At 68.4% G+C, this 20,428-nt stretch carries 23 protein-coding genes and 1 tRNA gene; 12 read left to right on the top strand and 12 right to left on the bottom strand.

What is annotated here, in order from left to right; genetic code table 11:
- Nucleotides 1-33: 33 nt before the first annotated feature.
- Complete coding sequence (locus tag ABY42_RS12645; protein ID WP_050459668.1) at nucleotides 34-1,344, top strand: phosphoribosylamine--glycine ligase; 1,311 nt, start codon at nucleotides 34-36, stop codon at nucleotides 1,342-1,344.
- Between the two features lie 19 nt (nucleotides 1,345-1,363).
- Here ABY42_RS12645 and ABY42_RS12640 read toward each other — a convergent pair whose 3' ends face one another.
- Both ABY42_RS12640 and ABY42_RS12635 read right to left on the bottom strand, forming a co-directional pair.
- A complete protein-coding gene (locus ABY42_RS12640; RefSeq protein WP_004974979.1) occupies nucleotides 1,364-2,185 on the bottom strand; it encodes a ZIP family metal transporter in 822 nt (273 codons plus the stop codon).
- A 75-nt stretch (nucleotides 2,186-2,260) separates the two neighbouring features.
- Nucleotides 2,261-2,953 (bottom strand): SDR family NAD(P)-dependent oxidoreductase, encoded by a 693-nt coding sequence (locus tag ABY42_RS12635; RefSeq protein ID WP_050459667.1) that lies wholly within the window; start codon nucleotides 2,951-2,953, stop codon nucleotides 2,261-2,263.
- A gap of 95 nt (nucleotides 2,954-3,048) precedes the next feature.
- Between ABY42_RS12635 and ABY42_RS12630 the strand changes: the two genes are divergently transcribed.
- The 3 genes from ABY42_RS12630 to cruF are packed head-to-tail and all read left to right on the top strand — an operon-like array spanning nucleotide 3,049 to nucleotide 6,350.
- Entirely contained in the window at nucleotides 3,049-4,551 is a 1,503-nt protein-coding gene (locus ABY42_RS12630; protein ID WP_004974981.1) for a phytoene desaturase family protein, read from the top strand.
- The gene (locus tag ABY42_RS12625) at nucleotides 4,548-5,453 is read left to right on the top strand and encodes a prenyltransferase (protein ID WP_004974982.1); all 906 of its coding nucleotides are present in this window, start codon (nucleotides 4,548-4,550) and stop codon (nucleotides 5,451-5,453) included. The genes ABY42_RS12630 and ABY42_RS12625 overlap by 4 nt, the downstream gene beginning before the upstream one ends.
- Before the next feature lie 15 nt (nucleotides 5,454-5,468).
- Nucleotides 5,469-6,350, top strand: a complete 882-nt coding sequence (gene cruF, locus ABY42_RS12620; protein WP_008095371.1) for a bisanhydrobacterioruberin hydratase — start codon at nucleotides 5,469-5,471, stop codon at nucleotides 6,348-6,350.
- 54 nt (nucleotides 6,351-6,404) lie between these two features.
- Here cruF and ABY42_RS12615 read toward each other — a convergent pair whose 3' ends face one another.
- The 4 genes from ABY42_RS12615 to ABY42_RS19875 all read right to left on the bottom strand — a co-directional run bounded on the left by ABY42_RS12615 (nucleotide 6,405) and on the right by ABY42_RS19875 (nucleotide 9,667).
- Nucleotides 6,405-7,352, bottom strand: coding sequence for a DMT family transporter (locus tag ABY42_RS12615; RefSeq protein ID WP_004974989.1), 948 nt, complete (start codon nucleotides 7,350-7,352; stop codon nucleotides 6,405-6,407).
- 171 nt (nucleotides 7,353-7,523) lie between these two features.
- Complete coding sequence (locus ABY42_RS12610; protein ID WP_004974997.1) at nucleotides 7,524-8,267, bottom strand: helix-turn-helix domain-containing protein; 744 nt, start codon at nucleotides 8,265-8,267, stop codon at nucleotides 7,524-7,526.
- Nucleotides 8,268-8,326: 59 nt separating this feature from the next.
- Nucleotides 8,327-9,346: a phytoene/squalene synthase family protein gene (locus ABY42_RS12605; RefSeq protein WP_004974998.1), complete on the bottom strand. Its 1,020-nt coding sequence runs from the start codon at nucleotides 9,344-9,346 to the stop codon at nucleotides 8,327-8,329.
- Between the two features lie 168 nt (nucleotides 9,347-9,514).
- Nucleotides 9,515-9,667, bottom strand: coding sequence for an HVO_2523 family zinc finger protein (locus tag ABY42_RS19875; RefSeq protein ID WP_004974999.1), 153 nt, complete (start codon nucleotides 9,665-9,667; stop codon nucleotides 9,515-9,517).
- A 285-nt stretch (nucleotides 9,668-9,952) separates the two neighbouring features.
- Here ABY42_RS19875 and ABY42_RS12600 point away from each other — a divergent pair, with 285 nt between their 5' ends.
- The 3 genes from ABY42_RS12600 to ABY42_RS12590 all read left to right on the top strand — a co-directional run bounded on the left by ABY42_RS12600 (nucleotide 9,953) and on the right by ABY42_RS12590 (nucleotide 11,462).
- Nucleotides 9,953-10,228 (top strand): ArsR/SmtB family transcription factor, encoded by a 276-nt coding sequence (locus tag ABY42_RS12600; RefSeq protein WP_004975000.1) that lies wholly within the window; start codon nucleotides 9,953-9,955, stop codon nucleotides 10,226-10,228.
- 2 nt (nucleotides 10,229-10,230) lie between these two features.
- Complete coding sequence (locus tag ABY42_RS12595; RefSeq protein ID WP_049905074.1) at nucleotides 10,231-10,527, top strand: hypothetical protein; 297 nt, start codon at nucleotides 10,231-10,233, stop codon at nucleotides 10,525-10,527.
- A gap of 152 nt (nucleotides 10,528-10,679) precedes the next feature.
- Complete coding sequence (locus ABY42_RS12590; protein ID WP_004975003.1) at nucleotides 10,680-11,462, top strand: spondin domain-containing protein; 783 nt, start codon at nucleotides 10,680-10,682, stop codon at nucleotides 11,460-11,462.
- 484 nt (nucleotides 11,463-11,946) lie between these two features.
- Here ABY42_RS12590 and ABY42_RS12585 read toward each other — a convergent pair whose 3' ends face one another.
- The gene (locus tag ABY42_RS12585) at nucleotides 11,947-12,420 is read right to left on the bottom strand and encodes an Lrp/AsnC family transcriptional regulator (protein WP_050459666.1); all 474 of its coding nucleotides are present in this window, start codon (nucleotides 12,418-12,420) and stop codon (nucleotides 11,947-11,949) included.
- Between the two features lie 164 nt (nucleotides 12,421-12,584).
- Here ABY42_RS12585 and ABY42_RS12580 point away from each other — a divergent pair, with 164 nt between their 5' ends.
- The gene (locus ABY42_RS12580; protein ID WP_004975005.1) at nucleotides 12,585-13,646 is read left to right on the top strand and encodes a CNNM domain-containing protein; all 1,062 of its coding nucleotides are present in this window, start codon (nucleotides 12,585-12,587) and stop codon (nucleotides 13,644-13,646) included.
- Nucleotides 13,647-13,772: 126 nt separating this feature from the next.
- Here ABY42_RS12580 and ABY42_RS12575 read toward each other — a convergent pair.
- A tRNA-Met gene (locus tag ABY42_RS12575) sits at nucleotides 13,773-13,921 on the bottom strand.
- Between the two features lie 128 nt (nucleotides 13,922-14,049).
- Here ABY42_RS12575 and ABY42_RS12570 point away from each other — a divergent pair.
- Nucleotides 14,050-15,171 carry a DUF7115 domain-containing protein gene (locus tag ABY42_RS12570; RefSeq protein WP_050459665.1) on the top strand — a complete coding sequence of 374 codons (1,122 nt, stop codon included), beginning with the start codon at nucleotides 14,050-14,052 and terminating at the stop codon, nucleotides 15,169-15,171.
- A 35-nt stretch (nucleotides 15,172-15,206) separates the two neighbouring features.
- Here the strand turns inward: ABY42_RS12570 and ABY42_RS12565 are convergent, their stop codons facing one another.
- Nucleotides 15,207-15,578, bottom strand: coding sequence for a DUF5830 family protein (locus tag ABY42_RS12565; RefSeq protein WP_004975009.1), 372 nt, complete (start codon nucleotides 15,576-15,578; stop codon nucleotides 15,207-15,209).
- A gap of 90 nt (nucleotides 15,579-15,668) precedes the next feature.
- Here ABY42_RS12565 and ABY42_RS12560 point away from each other — a divergent pair, with 90 nt between their 5' ends.
- The gene (locus ABY42_RS12560) at nucleotides 15,669-16,301 is read left to right on the top strand and encodes a TVP38/TMEM64 family protein (protein ID WP_004975010.1); all 633 of its coding nucleotides are present in this window, start codon (nucleotides 15,669-15,671) and stop codon (nucleotides 16,299-16,301) included.
- Between the two features lie 50 nt (nucleotides 16,302-16,351).
- On the opposite strand, the gene gpmI is transcribed toward ABY42_RS12560, so the two are convergent.
- Nucleotides 16,352-17,932: a 2,3-bisphosphoglycerate-independent phosphoglycerate mutase gene (gene gpmI / locus ABY42_RS12555; protein ID WP_050459664.1), complete on the bottom strand. Its 1,581-nt coding sequence runs from the start codon at nucleotides 17,930-17,932 to the stop codon at nucleotides 16,352-16,354.
- A gap of 182 nt (nucleotides 17,933-18,114) precedes the next feature.
- Between gpmI and ABY42_RS12550 the strand changes: the two genes are divergently transcribed.
- A complete protein-coding gene (locus ABY42_RS12550) occupies nucleotides 18,115-18,792 on the top strand; it encodes a DUF1405 domain-containing protein (RefSeq protein WP_004975016.1) in 678 nt (225 codons plus the stop codon).
- A 112-nt stretch (nucleotides 18,793-18,904) separates the two neighbouring features.
- Nucleotides 18,905-19,558 carry an ArsR/SmtB family transcription factor gene (locus ABY42_RS12545; protein ID WP_004975018.1) on the top strand — a complete coding sequence of 218 codons (654 nt, stop codon included), beginning with the start codon at nucleotides 18,905-18,907 and terminating at the stop codon, nucleotides 19,556-19,558.
- A gap of 3 nt (nucleotides 19,559-19,561) precedes the next feature.
- Here the strand turns inward: ABY42_RS12545 and ABY42_RS12540 are convergent, their stop codons facing one another.
- Nucleotides 19,562-20,056 (bottom strand): hypothetical protein, encoded by a 495-nt coding sequence (locus ABY42_RS12540; protein ID WP_050459663.1) that lies wholly within the window; start codon nucleotides 20,054-20,056, stop codon nucleotides 19,562-19,564.
- Between the two features lie 98 nt (nucleotides 20,057-20,154).
- Nucleotides 20,155-20,364 carry a PLDc N-terminal domain-containing protein gene (locus ABY42_RS12535; RefSeq protein WP_050459662.1) on the bottom strand — a complete coding sequence of 70 codons (210 nt, stop codon included), beginning with the start codon at nucleotides 20,362-20,364 and terminating at the stop codon, nucleotides 20,155-20,157.
- Nucleotides 20,365-20,428: the final 64 nt, after the last annotated feature.

Here is a 20,428-nt window from a genome sequence, read left to right as displayed (position 1 = left end):
ACAGTTTTCAGGCCGCCGCCCGAGTCGTGGGATATGAACTTTCTCTTCGTGTCGGCGGACGCCGCGCTCATCACCGACCTCGCGTGGCAGGTCCACAGGGAGGGCCACGACGTTCGGTACTACATCGAGGCCGAGCGCGACAAAGAGATCGGCGACGGCTTCGTCCCGAAGACCGACGACTGGCGCGCGGAGGTCGAGTGGGCCGACGTGACCGTCTTCGACGACATCTGGGTCGGCTCCGACATCGGCACCGGCGCGCTGGCGCAGGAACTCCGCGAGGAGGGACACGCCGTCGTCGGCGGGACGCCCAACACCGACCGCCTCGAAGAGGACCGCGGCTACGCGATGGACGTACTGGAGTCCCACGGCGTGAACACGGTCGAACAGCGCGTCTTCCACGACTTCGACGAGGGTATCGAGTACGTCCGGCAGAACCGCGCCCCGTACGTCATCAAGCCGCTCGGCGAGGTGCAGAACGTCAAGCGACTCCTCTACGTCGGCAACGAAGACGACGGGAGCGACGTGGTCGAGGTGCTCCGCGCGTACAAGCAGGCGTGGGGCCACCGGATGAAGGGCTTTCAGCTCCAGCGGAAGGTCGAAGGCGTCGAAATCGCCGTCTGCGGCTTCTTCAACGGGGAGACGTTCGTCGACCCGGTGAACTTCAACTTCGAGCACAAGAAGCTCTTTCCGGGCAACATCGGCCCCTCGACCGGCGAGATGGGCACGTCGATGTTCTGGGCCGGGCGGAACCGGCTGTTCGAGGAGACGCTGGGTCGGCTCGAACCGTGGCTCGCCGAGGAGGGCTACGTCGGGAGCATCGACATCAACTGCATCGTCAACGAACACGGCATCTATCCGCTGGAGTTCACGCCGCGGTTCGGCTACCCGACGATTACGCTCCAAGAGGAGTCCTTCGAGTCGTCGACGGCGCAGTTCTTCTACGACCTCGCCCACGGCAACGACCCCGAGCTATCGGTCCACGGTGGCTACCAAATCGCGGTCCGCATCGTCCTGCCGCCGTTTCCCTTCACCGACGAGAAGACCTACGACGAGAACTCGCGGAACGCGGCGGTCGTCTTCGAGACCGACAGCCGCGAGGGCGTCCACATCGAGGACGCGAAACTCGTCGACGGGCAGTGGCGCGCCGCCGGCGAAAGCGGCATCCCGCTCGTCGTCACCGGGAAGGGCGAGACGATGCAGGAGGCGAGAAAACGGGCGTACGACCGCGTCGACGACATCGTCATCCCGAACCTGTACTACCGCGACGACATCGGCGAGCGCTGGGTAGACGGCGACGGCGACCGACTGCTCGCGTGGGGCTACCTCGGGCCGGCCGGCGAGTAGTCGATTCGTCGGGAGTCGATTAGTTGAGCACCAGCCACGCGGCGAAGACGGCGAGGCCGCCGACGCCGGTGCTCAGCGCGGCGTGGACCCGGAGGCGGTCGAGTATCGCGTGGGCGTGGTCGTCTTCGACTGACAGCAGCTCGTGTATCTCGCTACCGATTTCACAGCGCGGGAGGAAGTCCATGGCGACGTGGAGGAAGACGCCGGAAGCGAAGCCGAAGACGAGCCCGCGGAAGGCGCCGGTCGCCGGAAGCGAGACGGCGCTTGAGACGATGGCGGCGATGCCGAGGCCCGCCGCGGGGAGGAGAAGCGGGGCGACCGACTCACCTCGTCCCGAGAGCCGGCGGGCGGCGGCGTAGCCGGCCGGCCCTTTGTGCGAGACGATGGCGAGGCCGAGACCGACGCCAACGTCGATGTTCCCGTAGACGATGCCGATAATCGCGCCCGCGGACACCGCGTGCGCCGAGAGTTCGGCCACGGTGCGGTCGATGGGCAGGTCCATGTGGGCGAAGCGGTGGCCGACGGTGTGGGCGGCGAAGCCGACGAGGATACCGAACGCGATGCCGAAGCCACCGAACTGGGGGTGGTGACCGAGCGCCTGCGGGACCAGAAACACCGCGGCGCTCGTCACCATCGCGCCGCTGGCGAGACCGTAGCCCCAGACGAGCCCCTCGGCGTGTTCGGCCCGGCTGCGCGCGCCGAACGGTGCGGCGAGGGCCATCGCGCCGAAAGCGGCCCACGAGACGATAAGGAGGTTCCGCGCCTCGGCGCTCGCGGCGTACGCGGAGAGCGCGACGAGTGCCACGACGCTCCCCACGCCGATGGCCGTCGAACGGTTCATATTGTGAACGAACTGGTTCTGATTAATAAGGGGCGCGGTTCCGGCGGGATGGGGGAGTCGAAGCGGCAAGAACCCTCACCGCGTCGCTTTCTTCCAGGCTCTGAGGTCCGCGATGTCGCCGTCGAACTCGGCGGGGTCGGCGTCGGTCGCCGCCCAGACGAACAGGTCGGCCACGTCGTCGGGGTCGCGGCCCTGCCCGCCGGTGAGGTCGGTGGCGACGAGGCCGGGGTCGACGACCGTCACGGTCCGGTCGCAGTCGGCGGCGAACTGCCGGACGAGCGCCTCGGCGGCCGCCTTGGAGACGGCGTACGCCCCCATTCCCGGCTTCGCCTCGCGGGCGATAGAGCCGGAGGGGACGAGGATTCGACCGTCGTCGGCCATGTGCGGGAGCGCCTCTTTGACCGCCGCGAAGACGCCGCGGACGTTGGTTCGGAGGGTGTCGTCGAACGCCGCGTAGGACTCCTCGGGCGCGGGCATCTCGCCGGGCGTGCCGTGGGCGACCGCCGCGTTGGCGACGAGCACGTCGATGCGCCCACCGGCGCGGGCCGCCGTCTCCATCAGGCGCTCCATGTCGAGTTCGTCGCGCACGTCGGCTCGGACGGCGCTCGCGGTCCCGCCGCCGGCCTCGATGTCGTCGACGACCGACTGGAGGGCGTCGCCGTCGCGGGCGCAGGCGACGACCGTCGCGCCGGCGCGACCGAGGGCGCGCGCGACCGCCGCGCCGATTCCCGAACTCGCACCCGTGACCACCGCGGTGGTGTCGTTCATGCGGGGCCGTAAGGAGGGACCGAGCCTAAAGCTACCCCCCGACGGCGGTCGATTCGGTCAGTCGATTTATGTCCTCTACGTCCTTACGAACGGACATGAATTCTGTCTCGGCTCTCGACTCCCTCGCCGGCGAGTCCGTCGTCGTCGTCGGCGGCGGGTTCGGCGGCCTCTCGACGGCGTGCTACCTCGCGGACGCCGGTGCCGACGTGACGCTGTTGGAGAAGAACGAACAGCTCGGCGGCCGAGCCAGCACGCTCGAACGCGACGGTTTCCGGTTCGATATGGGGCCGTCGTGGTATCTCATGCCCGACGTGTTCGAGCGCTTCTTCGCCTACTTCGGCAAGCGGCCCGAGGACTACTACGGGCTGACCCGACTCGACCCGCACTACCGCATCTTCTTCAAGGACGGCGACCGGGTGGACATGCTTCCCGACGTCGCGGCCAACAAGGCCACCTTCGAGTCCTACGAGCCCGGCGCGGGCGACAGGCTCGACGACTACCTCCGGAAGGCCGAGCGGAACTACCGCATCGGGATGGAGCACTTCGTCTACACCGACCGCCCGGAGCTGACCGACTACATCGACCTCGACGTGTTCCGGTACTCGTGGGGGCTGTCGCTCGTCGGCTCGATGCAGGACCACGTCGAGAAGTACTTCGACCACCCGAAGCTCCAGCAGATAATGCAGTACACGCTGGTGTTCCTCGGCGGCGCGCCGAACAACACCCCGGCGCTCTACAACCTGATGAGCCACGTGGACTTCAACATGGGCGTCTACTACCCCGACGGCGGTCTCGCGGGCGTCGTCGACGCCATCGTCGACCTCGCCGAGGAGCTGGGCGTCGAGTTCCACACCGACTCCCCCGTGGCCGAAATCGCGGGTCGCCGCGGCGGGTTCGCCGTCCGCACCGAAGACGGCCGCGAGTTCCTCTGCGACCAGGTCGTCTCCGACGCCGACTACGCCCACACCGAACAGGAGCTCCTCCCCGAGAAGAAGCGCCAGTACGACGCCGACTACTGGGATTCTCGGACCTACGCCCCCTCGGCGTTCCTGCTCTACCTCGGCGTCGAGGGCGACGTGGACGAACTCGCCCACCACACGCTCGTGTTACCCACCGACTGGGACGACCACTTCGAGACGATATTCGAAGACCCCGCGTGGCCCGACGACCCCGCGTACTACCTCTGTGTCCCCTCGAAGACCGACGATACGGTCGCTCCGGAGGGCCACAGCAACCTGTTCGCGCTCGTCCCCATCGCGGCCGGGCTGGAGGACACGCCGGAACTCCGCGAGAGCTACCGCGACCTCGTCCTCGCCGACATCGCCGACAACACCGGCGTCGACCTCCGCGACAGAATCGTCGTCGAGGAGTCGTTCTGCGTGAACGACTTCAAGGAGCGCTACAACAGCACGCAGGGCACCGCCCTCGGCCTCGCGCACACGCTGTTCCAGACGGCCCTCCTCCGCCCGCCCCACGGCTCCGAGGCGGTCGACGGCCTCTACTTCACCGGCTCGTTTACCACGCCGGGCATCGGCGTCCCGATGTGCCTCATCAGCGGTCAACTCACCGCCGAGGAGATGGCCGACGACGCGAGATGAGCGCCGACATGGCCGCACAGACCGAGTCCGGCGAAGGCGGCGACGACGGGGGAGCAGACGGCGGTCTCCGAGACCGGCTCGTCTACCTCGCGGTCCTCTCGCGGCCCCGCTTCTGGCTCTACCTCGCCGGCCCCGTCGTCGTCGGCGTGGCGGCCGCCGCGAGCGCCCCCGCCGACCTGTTCGGCCTCGAACCGGTCGCCCTGTTCGCGTACTTCCTCGTCCCCGCGAACGTCTTTCTCTACGGCGTCAACGACGTGTTCGACGCCGACGTGGACGAGGCGAACCCGAAGAAGGACGACCGCGAGGCCCGCTGGCGCGGCGACCCCGTCAACACCGCCGTCGTCGCCGCGAGCGGCCTGCTCGGCGTCGGCCTGTTCGCCGTCGTTCCGCGGGTGGCGTGGCCGTGGCTCGCCGCGCACTTCTTCCTCGCTGTCGAGTACAGCGCGCCGCCGTTTCGGTTCAAGACGACGCCGCTTCTCGACTCGGTCTCGAACGGCCTGTACGTCCTGCCGGGCGTCGCCGCCTACGCGGCCGTTTCGGGGTCGAACCCCCCGATGCTCGCCGTCGCGGGCGCGTGGCTCTGGACGATGGGGATGCACACGTTCTCCGCGATTCCCGACATCGAGCCCGACCGCGAGGCCGGCATTCGAACGACCGCGACGGCTCTCGGCGAGCGCCGGACCTACTGGTACTGCGCCGCGACGTGGGGTCTCGCCGCTGTCGCCTTCGCCGCGGTCGACCTCCGACTCGGCGCGCTCTTGGCGGCCTATCCGGTCGTCGTCCTCGGCATCGCCACCTCCGGCGTCGACGTGGACCGGGCGTACTGGTGGTACCCCGTCATCAACACCGTCGTCGGCATGCTCATCACCCTCGGGGCTCTCTGGAGACTCGTCAATGGGTGAACCGGAGGTGCGGCCGTGAGCGCGAGCGACCTGCGAGCGCGGCTGCCGTCTACCCGCGGTGAAGCGGAGGCGGCGCTCGACCGACTCGTGCGCGACAACCGCTTTACTATCTCGGTGTTCTTCCCGCTGAACGGCGCGGTGCTCCTCGTCGCCAGCGCGATGGGCTGGCTCCCCGACCCGCTGGCGTTCAACGCGTTTCTCATCCTCCTCGGGACGTTCGTGATGCGCTCGCCGCTCATCGTGGGCGTCCTCCCGCTCGTGACCCGGCGGGCCGCCCTCGGCGTCGGCGCGCTCACCGCGTACGCCTACGCCATCGAGTACACCGGCGTCACCACGGGCTGGCCGTACGGCTGGTTCCACTACGGCGTCGACCTCGGGCCGACGGTCGCCGGCGTTCCGATCGGCTTGCCGGTGTTTTTCATCCCGCTCGTGATGAACGCCTACCTGCTGTGTCTGCTCCTGCTGGGCGACCGCGCCCGCAACGGGGCCGTCCGCCTCGGCGTCGTCATCGCGGCCGTCCTCGCCATGGACGTGGTGCTCGACCCCGGTGCGGTCGCGCTCGGCTTCTGGGAGTACTACCGCCTCGCCGACGACGCGGTGCTGTTCTACGGCGTCCCGCTTTCGAACTACGCCGGTTGGGTCGTCAGCGCGACCGTCGCCGTCGTCGCGCTCGACTGGTCGTTCGACCGCGAGGCGCTCCTCGCGCGGCTCGACCGCACGGAGTTCATGCTCGACGACTTGGTGAGCTTCGTCATCCTCTGGGGCGGCATCAACGCGTGGTTCGGCAACTGGATTCCCGTCGCGGTCGCGGCGCTGTTCGGCGTCGGACTGCTCAAGACGGACCGGTTCGACTCGCGGCTTCTGCGGCTTCCGCGGCGGCTGCCGTGGCGCTCCTGAGCGGCGGGGTTCGCTCGCGCTCGCGCCCGTCTGTCGCGACCCCAGCGCTGTCTCTCAGTCGGATTCGACGCCGCGACGCCGGCCCCGATAGGCGGCTCCGAGCCGTTTCCACTTGAGCAGGCCGAAGCCGAGGAGGATGAACCCGAAGCCGACGAGCGTGGCCGCGGTGACGGGCTCCGTGAACAGAAGCCAACTGTACACCGTCCCGAAGCCGGCGATGGCGTAGGTGACGAGGTTGAGCTCGACCGAGCCGAGTCGGGGGAGAAGCGAGAAGTACAGCAGGTAACTGACCGCGCTCGCGAAGACGCCGAGGTAGACGAGGCCGACGACGCCGGCGACCGACACATCGACCCCCGCCAGCGACTCCGTCGGACTCGCCGCGCTCGCGAGATGGGTCGCGGCGGCCCCGACGACCATCGCCCACGCGGTCTGGGCGGCGAACGGCATCTCGGTCTCGATTCGCTGGGCGAGTACACCGCCGAGCGCGAAGGACGCGGCGGCGAGCACCAGTATCACCTGCCCCGCGGCGTTCGCCCCGAGGAGGTTCGACGGGTCCGGGTCGGTGATGACGACTAAGCCGAGGAAGCCGACGACGACGCCGAGCAGTTCGACCGGGCCGAACCGCTCGTCGGGGAGAAACAGCTTCGCGAAGCCGACGGTCAGTATCGGAATCAGCCCCGCCAGCACCGACGCGACCGCGCTCGGGACGGTCTGCTGGCCGACGTTCTGGAGGACCCCGTAGCCCGCGAGCGTCAGGAGACCGGCGACCGAGACGGCCGCCCAGTCGCCTCGCGTGCGGGGCCGCCAGTAGTCGGTGCGCCACGCCGCGTACGGCAACAGGAGCGCCGCCCCGATGTCGAGTCGGAACGCGGCGTACAGAATCGGCGGGAACGACCCCAGCCCGAGCGTCACCGCGGGGTACGTCCCGCCCCACAGCGCCGCCAGAATAACGAACAGGACGGCGTTTCGGTACCGACCGGGGAGGAGTTGGTCACCGACCATGGGGCGGCTGATCGGGGACCCCCGGGGTCGCGGGCGCGGTCGAGTCAGCGGTTCGCGGTGGCGTGTCGAGAATCGATCTCGGCTCGTCGGCGGTCGAGAGCGATGCGTCGGCGTGTGCGCTCATCACCGTGACCTACGCCCGCGAGCCGGGAGAACCGGAGGGTTAGGATGCTAACCCCCGTCGCCGGGCCGCCCGGTCGGCGGGTCGCGGTCGGCGTCGAGACCGGCGAGCGCGGAGACGGCGGCCCCGAGGAGCTTTCGCTCCGCGCGGCGGAGCGTCTTCGAGATGGCGACGTCGGAGACGCCACAGCGGTCGCCGAGGGAGGCGAGCGACTCGCCCCGCGGCGTCTCGTAGTAGCCGTGTTCGACCGCGGTTCGAAGCACCCGCGCCTCCGTCTCGGTGAGTCGCTCACAGCCGTCGAGGAGCGTCGCGGCCTCGTGGAAGTTCCGGAAGACGGCGGCCGCACCCGAGTCCGTGAGCGGCGTCTGCTCGACGACGGTGAGTTCGTAGCGGCGGTCGAGCGAGTCGAGGGTGGCCGCCGCGGCATCCGGCTCGGCGAACCCGAGGTGCCACCGTTCCCAGCCGTCCCTGTCGCGGAACGGAGCGATGACAGCGCCGCCGTTGGCCATGACCGTCTCGATGGCGACGGTCTCTTCGAGCACGACGTGGGCCGTCGCGTGCGACCCGCGCTTCCACTTCAGTTCGAAGCGGCGCACGCCGTCGGCGTCTCTGAGCGCGCGGATGCCGGCCTCCAACTGCGACCGCCCCGGCGACGAGGCTTCGACCCAGAGGTCGCACTGGCCGGTTTCGGGCGAGAGATTCCAGTACGGCGTGGTCAGCGTCACGTCGTGCGCGGCGGTCACCCGTCCCAGCGGACAGTCGTCTAACCGGGTGTCGAGGGTGACGCGATGCATGCCGAGGGCTCTCTCGGCCGCCCACTAAATCTTTCAGTCGCGGAAAAATCGCGCGTCGCTCAGTCCGAGCCCCAGCGGTTCAGTGACCGGAGCCAGCCGGAGACGCGCCCGCTGCGTCGGGGGCGGGTGGCCCGCGTCGAACCGGGGCCGAACTCCGCGTCGAGGTCGTCGTCGTCCGGGTAGGGGACGACGCTGACGGCCTTGAACACGGCCACGGGGTCGCGCCAGACGGCCCAGTACGCCGCGGTCTTCGCGAGGAGCGTGAGCTTCCGCCCGAAGCTCAGTTCGGGTGTCGTCGCGAGCGTGTCGTAGCCGAGGTTCCGAATCGAACGGTGGTGGTCGGCGTACAGCACCGCCGAGAGGAGTACCGGGAACTGGCAGTCCGCCGGGAGGTACTCGATGCCGGCGACGCCGTCGCGGTACAGCGACTCCGTTCGGCGGAGTTCGTCGCGCATCACGTCGGCGACGCGCTCGTCGAACTCGAGGGCGAGTATCTGCTCGGCGTCGACGCCGTGGCGGTCCAGCGTCGTCCGCGGGAGGTACACCCGGTCGCGCTCGACCACGTCTTCGCCCACGTCGCGCAGGAAGTTCGACATCTGGAACGCCTGTCCCAGCGCCGTCGCGTGCGGGAGCGCCGCCTCGGGGTCGTCGGGACGCATGACGTCGGTCATCATCCGACCGACCGCCGAGGCCGACCCGTCCATGTACGTCTCAAGTTCGTCGTAGGTCTCGTAGCGGTCCTTCTCGATGTCCGACTCCATCGCGTCGATGAAGACGTTCACGTCGTCGGGGTCGATACCGTAGCGCTCTCTGAGTTCGGCGAACGCCGACAGGACGGGGTCGTCGGTCTCGACCTCGCCGAGCGCCTCGGCGCGGAGGCGTTCGAGACGCTCGCGCTGTTGTGCCGGCGGCGCGGTCTCCTCGGCGTCGACGACCTCGTCGGCGACCCGAAAGAACGCGTACAGCACGTACGTGGCGTGTCTGACGCGCTCCGGGAGGAGGCGCGTCGCGAAGTAAAACGTCTTTCCCGTCCGCTGTTGGATGTCTTTTCCCGCCTCGACCTGTGATTCGTTGAGCATCGTTTCGTGTACGTGGCCGCATCCGTCTCGGGACCAACTGAGCTGACCGGGGAGGACAGTCATTCGTTAGGTCTCCGCCGACATAACGCTTCGTGCTGTCGTGAAATCAACCCGCGAACCCGCCGACTTCGCAGTGGTACCAGCGCGGGCGTCTCCTGTCAGGTTTCGTTACCAGAACGTGTCGCTGCAGTCGTAGACGACCCCGTGTTCCGGGCAGACGTACTTGCAGTGGCGGTGGTCCATCGACGTGCCGCAGAAGGGACAGGGCCGTCCCTTCGGGGACTCGATGGCACACGCGTTCCGTCCGGTGTCGTCGTCCATACGAGTTTTCGTAGGACGCGACCGACATATCCCTTACTGCCGTCGGGGGGTCCTGCCGGTTCGAGTCGGTCCGCCGGTGAGGCCGAGTCGGTTCCGTCTCGGACACCGGCGAGCGCCGTCGGGGCGGCGGCACCGACCGACTCGACGCGTCCGGAGACTCCACCCGAATTTGGTACGGAACTGGAACAACGCTCATGTACGGTCGTCGCCGAGTCGAACTCGTCGCGTCGAACGGCACCCGCGAGAATATTACCGCGCTCGACCAATCAACTAAACGAACAGTCGATGGAGAAGGCGCTTTGGTATCTGCTCACGGCGACTCGCGGCGGTGAGAACCGCGTCCGCATCATCCGCGCCCTCTCGGAGCGCCCGCAGAACGCGAACCGCCTCGCCGACGAGCTCGACGTGGGCTACAAGACCGTCAGACACCACCTCGACGCCCTCGAATCCCACGGGGTCGTCGAGGCCGGCGGCGACAAGTACGGACGGCTGTACTTCCTCACCGACCAGTTCGAACGGTACCGCGACACCTTCGAAGAAATCACGACACACCTCGAATGACCATGGCAATGGACACCCAAATCATGGCGGCCAGCGCCCTCTCGGGCGCGAACATCGTCTTCCTCGCGGCGCTGACCGCCGTGTGGATTCGCAACTACCGGACGTTCCGCACCTCGCTCGTCCTCGGCCTGCTCGCGTTCGCCGTCGTCATGCTCGTCGAGAACGCCGTCGCGCTCTACTTCTTTTTCACCATGCAGAGCCTCTACTCCGGGGACCCCCACGTCCAGCAGGCCGTGTTGGTCCTCCGCGGCCTCCAACTCGTCGCGCTGGCGTTCCTGACCTACGTGACGGTCCGGTGAGCGCCCGGCGGTCTCGACCTTCGGCCCTCGCCCGGTCCGAATTTGGTACAGAGTCGACCCCGATTCGTCACGGAGTCACCCCGAATCTCGAAAAACCGCCTTTAGCCGGTCTCGCGTCTTCGTTGTCGTGGCATCGACCACACGTGAGACCAATGACGGACACGACGACTCCGACGACGCGACGAACCGTACTCGGACTGACCGGCGCGGGCGTGCTGGCCGCCCTCGCCGGCTGTTTGGGTAGTGCGAGCCTGCCGGGCCAATCGGCCGGAAACGGAAACAGCCAGTCCGCGCGAACCTACCGCGTGACCGTGGCGAACCTGACGACGGGACAGCCGTTCACCCCGCCCGCGGTGGTCGCCCACCGCGCCGGCGTGGAACTGTTCGCCGTCGGCGACCCGGCGAGCGACGCCATCAGGGAACTCGCCGAGAACGGGAACCTCGGCCCGCTTGGCGAACTGGCCGAGGAAACCGACGACGTTCGCGGCGTCGCGGTCGGCGACGCGCCGCTCGTCCCCGACGAACTCCCGGCGAGCGAGATGTTCCCCGCGGCCGCGACGCTCGAACTGGAGACCGACGCCAGCGGCGCGTACCTCTCGTTCGTCAGCATGCTCATCGGCACGAACGACGGGTTCGCCGGCCTCGACACCGTCCCGCTCCCGGAGCGGGTCAACGAGTCGCGGTCGTACTTCGCGGCCAGCTACGACGCCGGAACCGAGGTCAACACCGAGGCGTACGGCGACATGGTCCCCCCTGCACAGGCCCTCTACGGCATCGACTCCGGGACCGACGGAACCGGCATGAGCGACCCCGACCTCGCCGAGGACGGCGTCATCGCGCCGCACGCGGGTATCGTCGGCGACGGCGACCTCGACCCCGCCGTCTACGGCTGGGACGACCCCGTCGCGCTGGTTCAGGTCGAACGACTCGACTGAGTCGGTCGCGACCTGACTTCCCGACCGCTGAAACGCCGTCGCTCGCGGGAATCGGCGTCGTCGGAGAACAAAACCCGAGGCGTGGACGCCGTCGGAAGCGAACGACCGGGGGCGGTCGTCCGGTGAAACCACGTAGCGTACCACGCGGCGAGTGCAGGGAGGCCCGACCGCGCGATGCTGTTGCAGCTGCGTCTACCCGTTGTCGGAGCGCGTTGAACCGCTCTGGTGGTGATGGTGGTGGTGGGGGGCATCCGGTCGGCGAGAGACCGACGCGAACGGGAGGGTCTCTGACAACGGCGATTACCAGTTCGTTATCACCTGTCAAAGCTGTACCGGTGGTTCGAGGGCCGGGCCATCGGACATCGACGGAGTCGAATTCGGCACTGAGACGGCGTTTCACGCCCCGTGGGATCGGTTCACCTACCGAACTGTCACCGGTGTCGGTTCCGAGCGGCGGCGCCTCGCGCGTCGACTCTCGGCCGAGTCACTCGTCGCCCCCGTCGCCGAACTTCGCGTACGGCCGGCGGTGGGTGTTCCGAATCAGGTCCTCGTCGGAGACGCGAAGCCCCAGTTCGTCTAACTCCTCGCCGATTCGACTGAGGTCGTCGCCGTCGACGCCGATGGCTCGGACCATGACGTTTCGCTCGCCGGTCATCACTTCCTGTACCTCGACGACGCCGGGGACCGCGGCGGCGGCCTCGGCCAACTCCTCGCGCTCCGGAATCGGGGCCGTACAGACGATGAGCGTGTACAGTTGGTACCCCGCGCGCTCGTAGTCCACGTCGGCGTGGTAGCCGCGGACCACTCCGTCGGCTTCGAGTCGCTGGATACGGTTTCGGACGGTGCTCGCCGAGGCGTCGAGTTTGTCGGCGATGTCGGTCGACGACGTGCGGCGCGCCTCCGACTGCAACGTGTACAGTATCCTCCTGTCCAGCGCGTCGAGTTCTCGACTCGTCATTCGTCCGGTCGTCTGTCGCCCGCGACATTAACCCTCCCGGCATCGTTGTCAGAAGCTTAGTTTAAATTGAATAATACGCGACTCCCGACAATACACTACATATACGTTCGGACGGCCGATGCTTTCTAACGGGTCGAACGCGAACGAAGGGGACACCGACACAGATGAACCCAACAGAGATCGGTATACGCCTCGTCGCGGGGGCGTTGCTCATCCTCACGAACGGTTTCTTCGTGGCCATCGAGTTCGCGCTGACGCGCGCCCGCCAGTTCACCGAGTCCGAGTTCGTCGACGGCGACTCCCGACTCGAACGGGCCTGGGAGATGACCCAGGAGCTCGAACTGTATCTCACGACCTGCCAAGTCGGAATCACGGCGTCGAGCATCGCCGTGGGTATCGTCGCCGAGCCCGCGCTGGCGGCGCTGTTCGAACCGCTACTCGAGCCGCTGTTCGCCGGCACGACGCTCGCGACCATCGGCGCCGGCGCGCTCCTCGCCTACCTGATCATCAACCTCCTCCACCTCACCCACGGCGAGCAGACGCCGACGTACCTCGGCGTCGAGCGCTCCCGGATGGTCTGTCGCTACGGGGCGGCGCCGCTGCACTGGTTCTACGTCGCCATCTCGCCCGTCATCAAGTTCGGCGACTGGGTCGCCAAGTGGACGCTCAAGCTCTTCGGCATCGAGATGTCGGGCGCGTGGCTCGAAACCGAAACCGACGTCATCGAGTCCCGCGGCCAACTCCGCGAGCGTCTGAACTCGCTGCTCCAGGAGGGCGAACTCACCGAGGAGCGCCGCGACGAGGTGCTCAGCGCGCTGGACGCGGACGAACTCTCCATCAGCGAAATCATGATTCCGACAGACGACATCGTCTCGCTCTCGACGGCGGCGACGCCCGGCGAGAACTTCGACCGGATTCGGAACACGCCCCACACCCGGTTCCCGCTCGTCGGCGAGTCGCTCACCGACTTCCGCGGCGTCGTCTACGCGCCCTCCATCATCGACAACTTCGAGGCGCTCCGCGCCGGCGAGCGCTCGTTCGACGAAATCGCCGCGCCGCCGATGACGCTCGCCGCCGACACGAACGCCAGCGACGCGTTCGACCAGTTCCAAGCGGAAGACCAGGAACTCGCGCTCGTCCTTCGGGACGGCGAGGTCGTCGGCCTCCTCACCGCGACCGACGCTCTCGAAGCCGTCATGGGCGAACTCGACGACCCGCTCGACTAGCGTCGCAGACGACGTTTTCGGCTTTTTTCGGTGATTGGCCGTCGCTCACAGCGACGTGGTTTCGCGGAAAACGGGCGCGGCCGTGACGACCCACGGACGGCTCTGCGTGCGTGACGAATCGAAGAATGCCCGGGGTGGGCTCCGAACCCACGATCTCCGCATGTCCCAGGTGCGAAGCCGGCATGACTTCGCGAGGGGCGGAGGCTTCCAAGGCGTTCCGCACCGATTGTGAAACCCTATGAGTGCGGCGCTATGTCCAGCTAAGCCACCCGGGCTCAACTTCCCGTTGTGTGCTGGTTGTATTTAAGCTTCTCATCTCCGACGACCGCGGGGCGAGTCACCACGCCACTCGATTCGCGTCATCACCCGCGGATTTATGTCCCAACACCGGGTGCACACACGCATGAGCCAACCGGAGATCGTCCAGTCCGTCCTCGGAGAGGAAGACGTGGTGACCCGCGTCCACCTCGGGGGCGAGGACGAACTGTTTGTGACTCCGACGCGGACGCTCGTCTATCGGGCCGAAGGCCTCCTCTCGGACGAGTCCGTCGACGAATTCTCGCACGCCGCGGAGCGACTGTCCGTCAAGGAAGGGCGACGAAAAGCGAAGCTATCGCTCGACTACGGTCTCGACGGGAGCGAGACGTTCTCGATGTCCTCGAAGCGGCTCGACGACGCGCTCCAACCCATCGTCGAGGGCGTGCTCGCGGCCGCCGGCGTGACCGACGAAGAAGGCGAGCGCGTCGTCCAGACGTTCCGTTTCAGCGAACTCACGTTCGTCGTCACCGACGCCCGCGTCGTCCGGCACATCGGCAGCGCGGTCTGGGACGAAGACTACGAATCGTACCGCTACGCCGACGTGACCGACCTCGAATTCGAGTCCGGAAGCGTCGCTACGACGGTCGTGCTCACCGTCGACGGCCGCCAGGAGCGGTTCAAGATTCCCAACGAGGAGGCCCGGCTCGTCCGCGAGAAACTTGCACGTGCGCTGTGTGACTACCACGGCGTCGGCAGTCTCGAGGAGTTCCGCGTCCAGATGGAGAAAGCGCGGGCGAACGACGAGTCCGCCGACGCCGCCGCCGACCGCGACAACACCGACTTCGGCGCGGGCCCTGACCCGCTGAGCGCGAATCCCGGTGAGCTGTCCGACGAACCGGCGAACGCCACCCGCGCCGAGGGCGACGCGCCCGCCGAGGCGAGCCAGCAGGCCACCCGGACGCAGTCCGTCGAAGCCCCCTCCGCGACCGGCGCGGTGGCGGAGGCGAAGCAGGCCGCCGAGGCGGCGTCGACCGAGTCGGCGTCGGGCAACGTCGCCGACGCCGCGGACCTCGGGTTCGAGGGGTCCGGCTTCGAGTCGGCCGCCGAGTCCGAGTCGGCGGGCTCCGGCGCCGTCGATGCCGACTACGCCGAACTCGCAGACGAAATCGAGTCGCTCCGCGAGGTCGTCGAGGCCCAAAGCGAGCAGATTCGCCACCAGCAGGAGCTGGTCGAACAGCTCATCGAAGAACTCCGCCGCGGGCGGTAACCGCGGAGTTCGCCCGACGACGACCGTCCGGACACCTATTCCCGCCCGAGCACTTTCCTGATACACGACGAGCCAAAGGGCCCGAGTTCGCCGGACTCGAACCGCACGAAGTGGCCGGTGGAGATGGACGCGCCGCAGCGGCGGCAGTCGAAGTCGCCCTCGCGCTGGACGACCTGACTCTCGAATCTGACGAACGTGCCGCCGCGGTTGTGACGGACGCGGCCGCCGTCGCGCTCGATGATGCCCCGAAGCTCCGCGGTATCGAGGATGTCGCGCGTGAGCGTCGGGTCCGTGGTGACCGTCTCGATGCGGTCGACGACCTCGGCGAGGGAGAGTTCGTCGGCTTCGAGGTGCGCGAGGAGGTCGAGCGCGAGTTCGACGCGCTCGTCGCGTGTGGGCTCGGTCACGGTTCGGGAGCCAATCGAACCGGGGCGGGCTAAAGCCCTCCGAAGCACAAAGCGTTTGGTCGCGGCGCGACGACCGACTCCAGAGCTTCCGTGCCTCGTCCGCGTCTCGCCGCCGGCCTCGCGCTCGCGGCCGTCGTCGCCGGTCTCCTATTCGCGTCTCCAGACGCCGTCATCGCGCGCGCGGCGTGGGTCGCCGCCGACCCCGTCCGACTCGTCGTCGTCGTGAGCGCGCTCGCGCTCGTCCGCCCGCTTCTCGCGTGGCCGACGACGCTCCTCGCGCTCGTCGTGGGCTACGGCCTCGGCCCGGTCGGCGTGCCGTTCGCGCTGGCGCTCATCGTCCTCACGAGCGTCCCGCCGTTCCTCTTCGCGCGGCGCTACCGCGGGACGACCAGACTGGCCGAGGTCGGCGAGCGAACCGTCGAGCAGACGGGGTCCGTCAGGGGCGTCGCCGCGAGCCGCCTGCTGCCGATTCCCTCCGACGTGGTGTCGGTGGCGGCGGGCGTCGCCAACGTCCGGCTCGGCGCGTTCGCGCTCGGAACCGCCGTCGGCGAACTCCCGTGGGCCGTCGCGGGCGTCATCGCCGGCGCGTCGGTCGAGACGCTCACGACCGAGTCGCTGGCCGCGGCCGTCCGCCCGGAGTTCGTCGTGCTCGCGGCGGTCGCGGGCGTGTCGATGCTCGTCCCGACCGCGTACCGTCGCTACCGGGCAGAATCGGGCGCGTAGGGGACGAAAATAGAGGGCAGAGAGTACGTAGAGCGCGCGAGCGGCGGGCCCTATTCTAACAGCGACTCGCCGGTCATCGCGGCCGGCTGGTCGACGCCGACGAGTTCGAGGATGGTCGGCGCGATGTCGCACAGCGAGCCGCCCTCGCGGACGGTCCGACCGCCCGAAAGCGGGTGTTCGGGGTCGAGGTCGGCGGCTTCGTCCTCGGCGTCGTTCTCCGGGGCGGCCTCGTCGTCGCGGTCGGCCGCGAGGTAGACGAACGGGACGGGGTTGAACGTGTGGGCCGTGTGCGGGTCGTCCTCGGTGCCCATGTCGTCGGCGTTGCCGTGGTCGGCGGTGATACAGACGTGGCCGCCGTGCGCGCGGACGCTCTGGACGAGCCGCCCGAGCTGTTCGTCGACCGCCTCGACCGCCTCGATGGCGGCCTCGTAGTCGCCGGTGTGGCCGACCATGTCGGGGTTGGCGTAGTTGAGCACCATCACGTTCGGGTCGTCGGACTCGATGATGTCGATGGCCGAGTCGGTGAGTTCCGCCGCGGACATCTCGGGTTGGAGGTCGTAGGTCGGCACGTCGGGGCTCTCGACGATCTTCCGAATCTCGCCGTCGAACTCGACCTCGCGGCCGCCGTTGAGGAAGTAGGTGACGTGGGGGTACTTCTCGGACTCGGCCATGCGCAGTTGCGTCATGTCCGCCTCGGCGAGCACCTCGCCGAGCGTGTCTTCGGGCTGTTCCGGCGGGTAGGCGACTGAGACGTCGAACGTCTTGTCGTACTGCGTCATCGTCGTCATGAGAAGCTCCGGTGGCGTCGTCTCGAACTCCCAGACGGGCTCGATGTCGCAGAGCATCCGCACGAGCTGTCGCGCGCGGTCCGCGCGGAAGTTGAAGAAGATGACCGAGTCGCCGTCTTCGAGGGCGGGCGCGTCGTCGACGACGGTCGGCTCGACGAACTCGTCGGTGTCGCCGCGGTCGTACGACTCGGTGACGGCGTCGACGGCGGTGTCGGCGGTCCACTCCGCCTCGCGCTCGACGATGGCGTCGTAGGCGCGCTTGGTGCGCTCCCAGTTCTGGTCGCGGTCCATCGCGTAGTAGCGCCCGGAGACGGTGGCGACGCCGCCGGTTCCCTGCTCCTCGGCGACGGCTTCGAGGTCCGAGAGGTACGCCTCGCCGCCGGTGGGACTGGTGTCGCGGCCGTCGGTAAAGGCGTGGGTGACGGCGTCGACGCCGCGTTCGGCGGCGAGTTCGATGAGCGCGTGGAGGTGCTCCTGGTCGGAGTGAACGCCGCCGTCGGAGACGAGGCCCATGAGGTGTACGCGGCCGTCGTGTTCGTCGGCGTGGTCGTAGGCGGCCGTGATGGCATCGTTCTCGAAGAACGAGCCGTCGTCGATGCTGTCGCCGATGCGGGTGTACGCCTGCTTGACGACGCGGCCGGCCCCGATGTTGAGGTGGCCGACTTCGCTGTTGCCCATCTGGCCGTCCGGAAGACCGACGCGCCGGCCGTCGACGATGAGCGTCCCGAACGCGCCCGCGTCGCGGTAGCGGTCGAAGTTCGGCGTGTCCGCCGCCTTGATAGCGTCGCGGCGGTCGTGGTCGCCGAGTCCCCACCCGTCGAGGATGATGAGTGCTGCGTCCATGCGTCGCCGTTCGGCGCGCCGGGCTAACTGTCCTTTGCTCCCGACATGGAATGACAACGTGTCGCGTACGGAGATGAGAGGGCGGCGTTCGCGCCCCGACGGCGGGTTCGAGCCGCCCCGTCCCCGCCCCAGTCGCCCCCGCCCCGACGGTCTTTTCTTTCGGCGCGCCGTCCGACTCGGCGATGGGTCTGCGAGACTTCGACCTCGGCGCGGCGGTCGACGACTGGACGGAGTACTACCTCGGAAACGGCCCGAGCCTCGTCGTCTTCCTCGTCCTCAACGCCGCCGCGTTCCTCGTCGGGGTGAGTTTCTACGTCCACTCGGACCCCGCGCTGTCGGACCTGCCGACGTTCCTCTACCCGCTTTTCGGCGACTCGCCGACCGCCCTCGCGCTGATGACGCTGTCGGCCGCGACGCTGCTTCCGAACCTCGGTCGCCGCGTCGCCGACGCGCCGGTCAACCGGCCGCTCGCGTACCTCCACACGCTCGCGTTCGTCTGGCTCGTCAAGTACGGCGTCTGGACGGTCGTCGCGCTCAACCTCCGGCCCGACCTCTACGTCGGCTTCTCCGGGGCCGCGCTCTGGGACTACTGGGGCATCATGCTCACCCACGCGGGCTTTCTCGCGCTCGCCCTCGTCGTCCCGCGCTACGGCGCGACCACGAAGGGCGCGCTCGGGTTCGCCCTCACCCTCGCGCTCGTCAACGACGTGTTCGACTACGGCCTCGGCTACTACCCGCCGCTGAAGTACGAGGCGGGGGCGCTCCTCGCGGGCATCACCGTCGCCCTCTCGTTTCTCGCGGTGTTCCTCGCCTCCCGGGCGTTCGACCGCCTCTCAGAGACGCCGGAGACGGCCCCGTGAGCGCCTCGGGACGGCCCCGACAGCTCCCCGTGAGCCACAATCGCTAATCGCATGACGGCGCGGAGTATCACATGAGTCAGGCTTTTCCCCGCCCGCAGTCTATGACCTCGTAATGGACTCCGCGGTACTGCTTGACCTACTCGGGAACGAAAACCGCCGGCGCATCCTGCGGTTGCTCTCGCACAAACCGTGCTACGTCACCGAGATAAGCGAGTACCTCGGCGTCAGCCCCAAGGCCGTCATCGACCACCTCCGAAAGCTGGAGGACGCGGGGCTCATCGAGTCCCGCACCGACGACCAGCGGCGCAAGTACTTCCACATCTCGCGGAACCTCAGGCTGGAGGTGAACGTCTCGCCGTACGGGTTCGGGGCGAAAAGCGCCTATCCGCCGAGTCCGAGCCTCGACATGGCCGGGCGCTGTCCGCACGTGACGCTCGAAGTCGAGAACGCCGGCACCGACGACGTCTCGGAACTGGCGCGCGAACTCGGGAAACTGGAGGAACTCGACAACGAACTCTCCTTGGCCCAGCGGTGGGTGCAGGGCCGCATCACCGACGTGCTCGACCGCCTCAACGACCGCCTCGGCGTCGACGCCGACAGCCGGTTCTACGCGGAGATTCTCGCCGCGCTCGCCAACGGGTCGAACACCGTCCGTGGCATCGCGAAGGACCTCAACGCGGACCCCGCGGTCGTCGACAGCGCGCTGCACCACCTCGCCGACGGCGGTCTGGTCGCCCACAACGGCGACCGCTGGCGAATCGACTGACGCCTACAACTCCTCCGTCAGGCCCGCCCGGAGGTCGCGGCCGAAGTAGTGACCGACCAGCCCCGCGAGCCCGCCGCTCGCCGCGCCGACGCCCGCGATGGCGACGCCGTAGTCCGCGAGCAGTTGGACCGCGAAGGGCGCGAACACGGCGAACAGCGTCGAGAGGACGAACGCGAGGCCCGCGGCGATTGCGCCGGCGAGGACGACTTCCGTGTAGTGTCGCTTCGACCCGACGAGGCCGAGGACGAAGCCGGCGGCGGCGATGCCGACGAACCGCCCGACGAAGCCGACGATGGGAATCGCGCCGCCGACGAGCAGTCCGCCGATGGAGAGCAGGAGCGCCGCGAGGAATACGCGCGGGGAGAACAGCCCGCCGAGGCGACCGCCGCCGGACGAGGCGGAGCGCTCCGCCCGCATCGAATCGTCGCTCTCGCGGTTCACGCCGGAGAGCAGGTCGTCGACGGACTGCTCAGACTCCCGTTGGTCCGACCGTTGCATGTGTACAGGGTCGCGGGCGAGCCTGATGGCTCTTGTGCCGGTTGGTCAGCCGCGGTGACTGTTCGGCGTCGCGTGACGGTGCGCCGCCCGGCTCGGTCCTACGCGTTGCGGCCGAGGATGAAGTACAGGACGAGTCCCAAAAGCGGCGCGAGGAAGACGACGACCGCCCAGAGGAACGCCGGGTGACTGCTGTTTCGCTTCGCGTCACTGTACGTCCACACCACCATCCCGAGGAACAGGAGGAAAAACAGCAGGCCGACGACGAGCGCGCCTGCGCCGCCCGACTGGAGGAGTATCGTGGGGAGCACACGCTGGCTGACGGACGGTCCGGTAAAATGTCTTGTGTCCGTTATGTCGGTGGTGCGGCCGTCT

Source organism: Haloferax gibbonsii, assembly GCF_001190965.1.
In the GTDB taxonomy this organism is placed as follows: Archaea; Halobacteriota; Halobacteria; order Halobacteriales; family Haloferacaceae; genus Haloferax; species Haloferax gibbonsii.
This window is presented reverse-complemented; position numbering and strand designations above follow the sequence as displayed.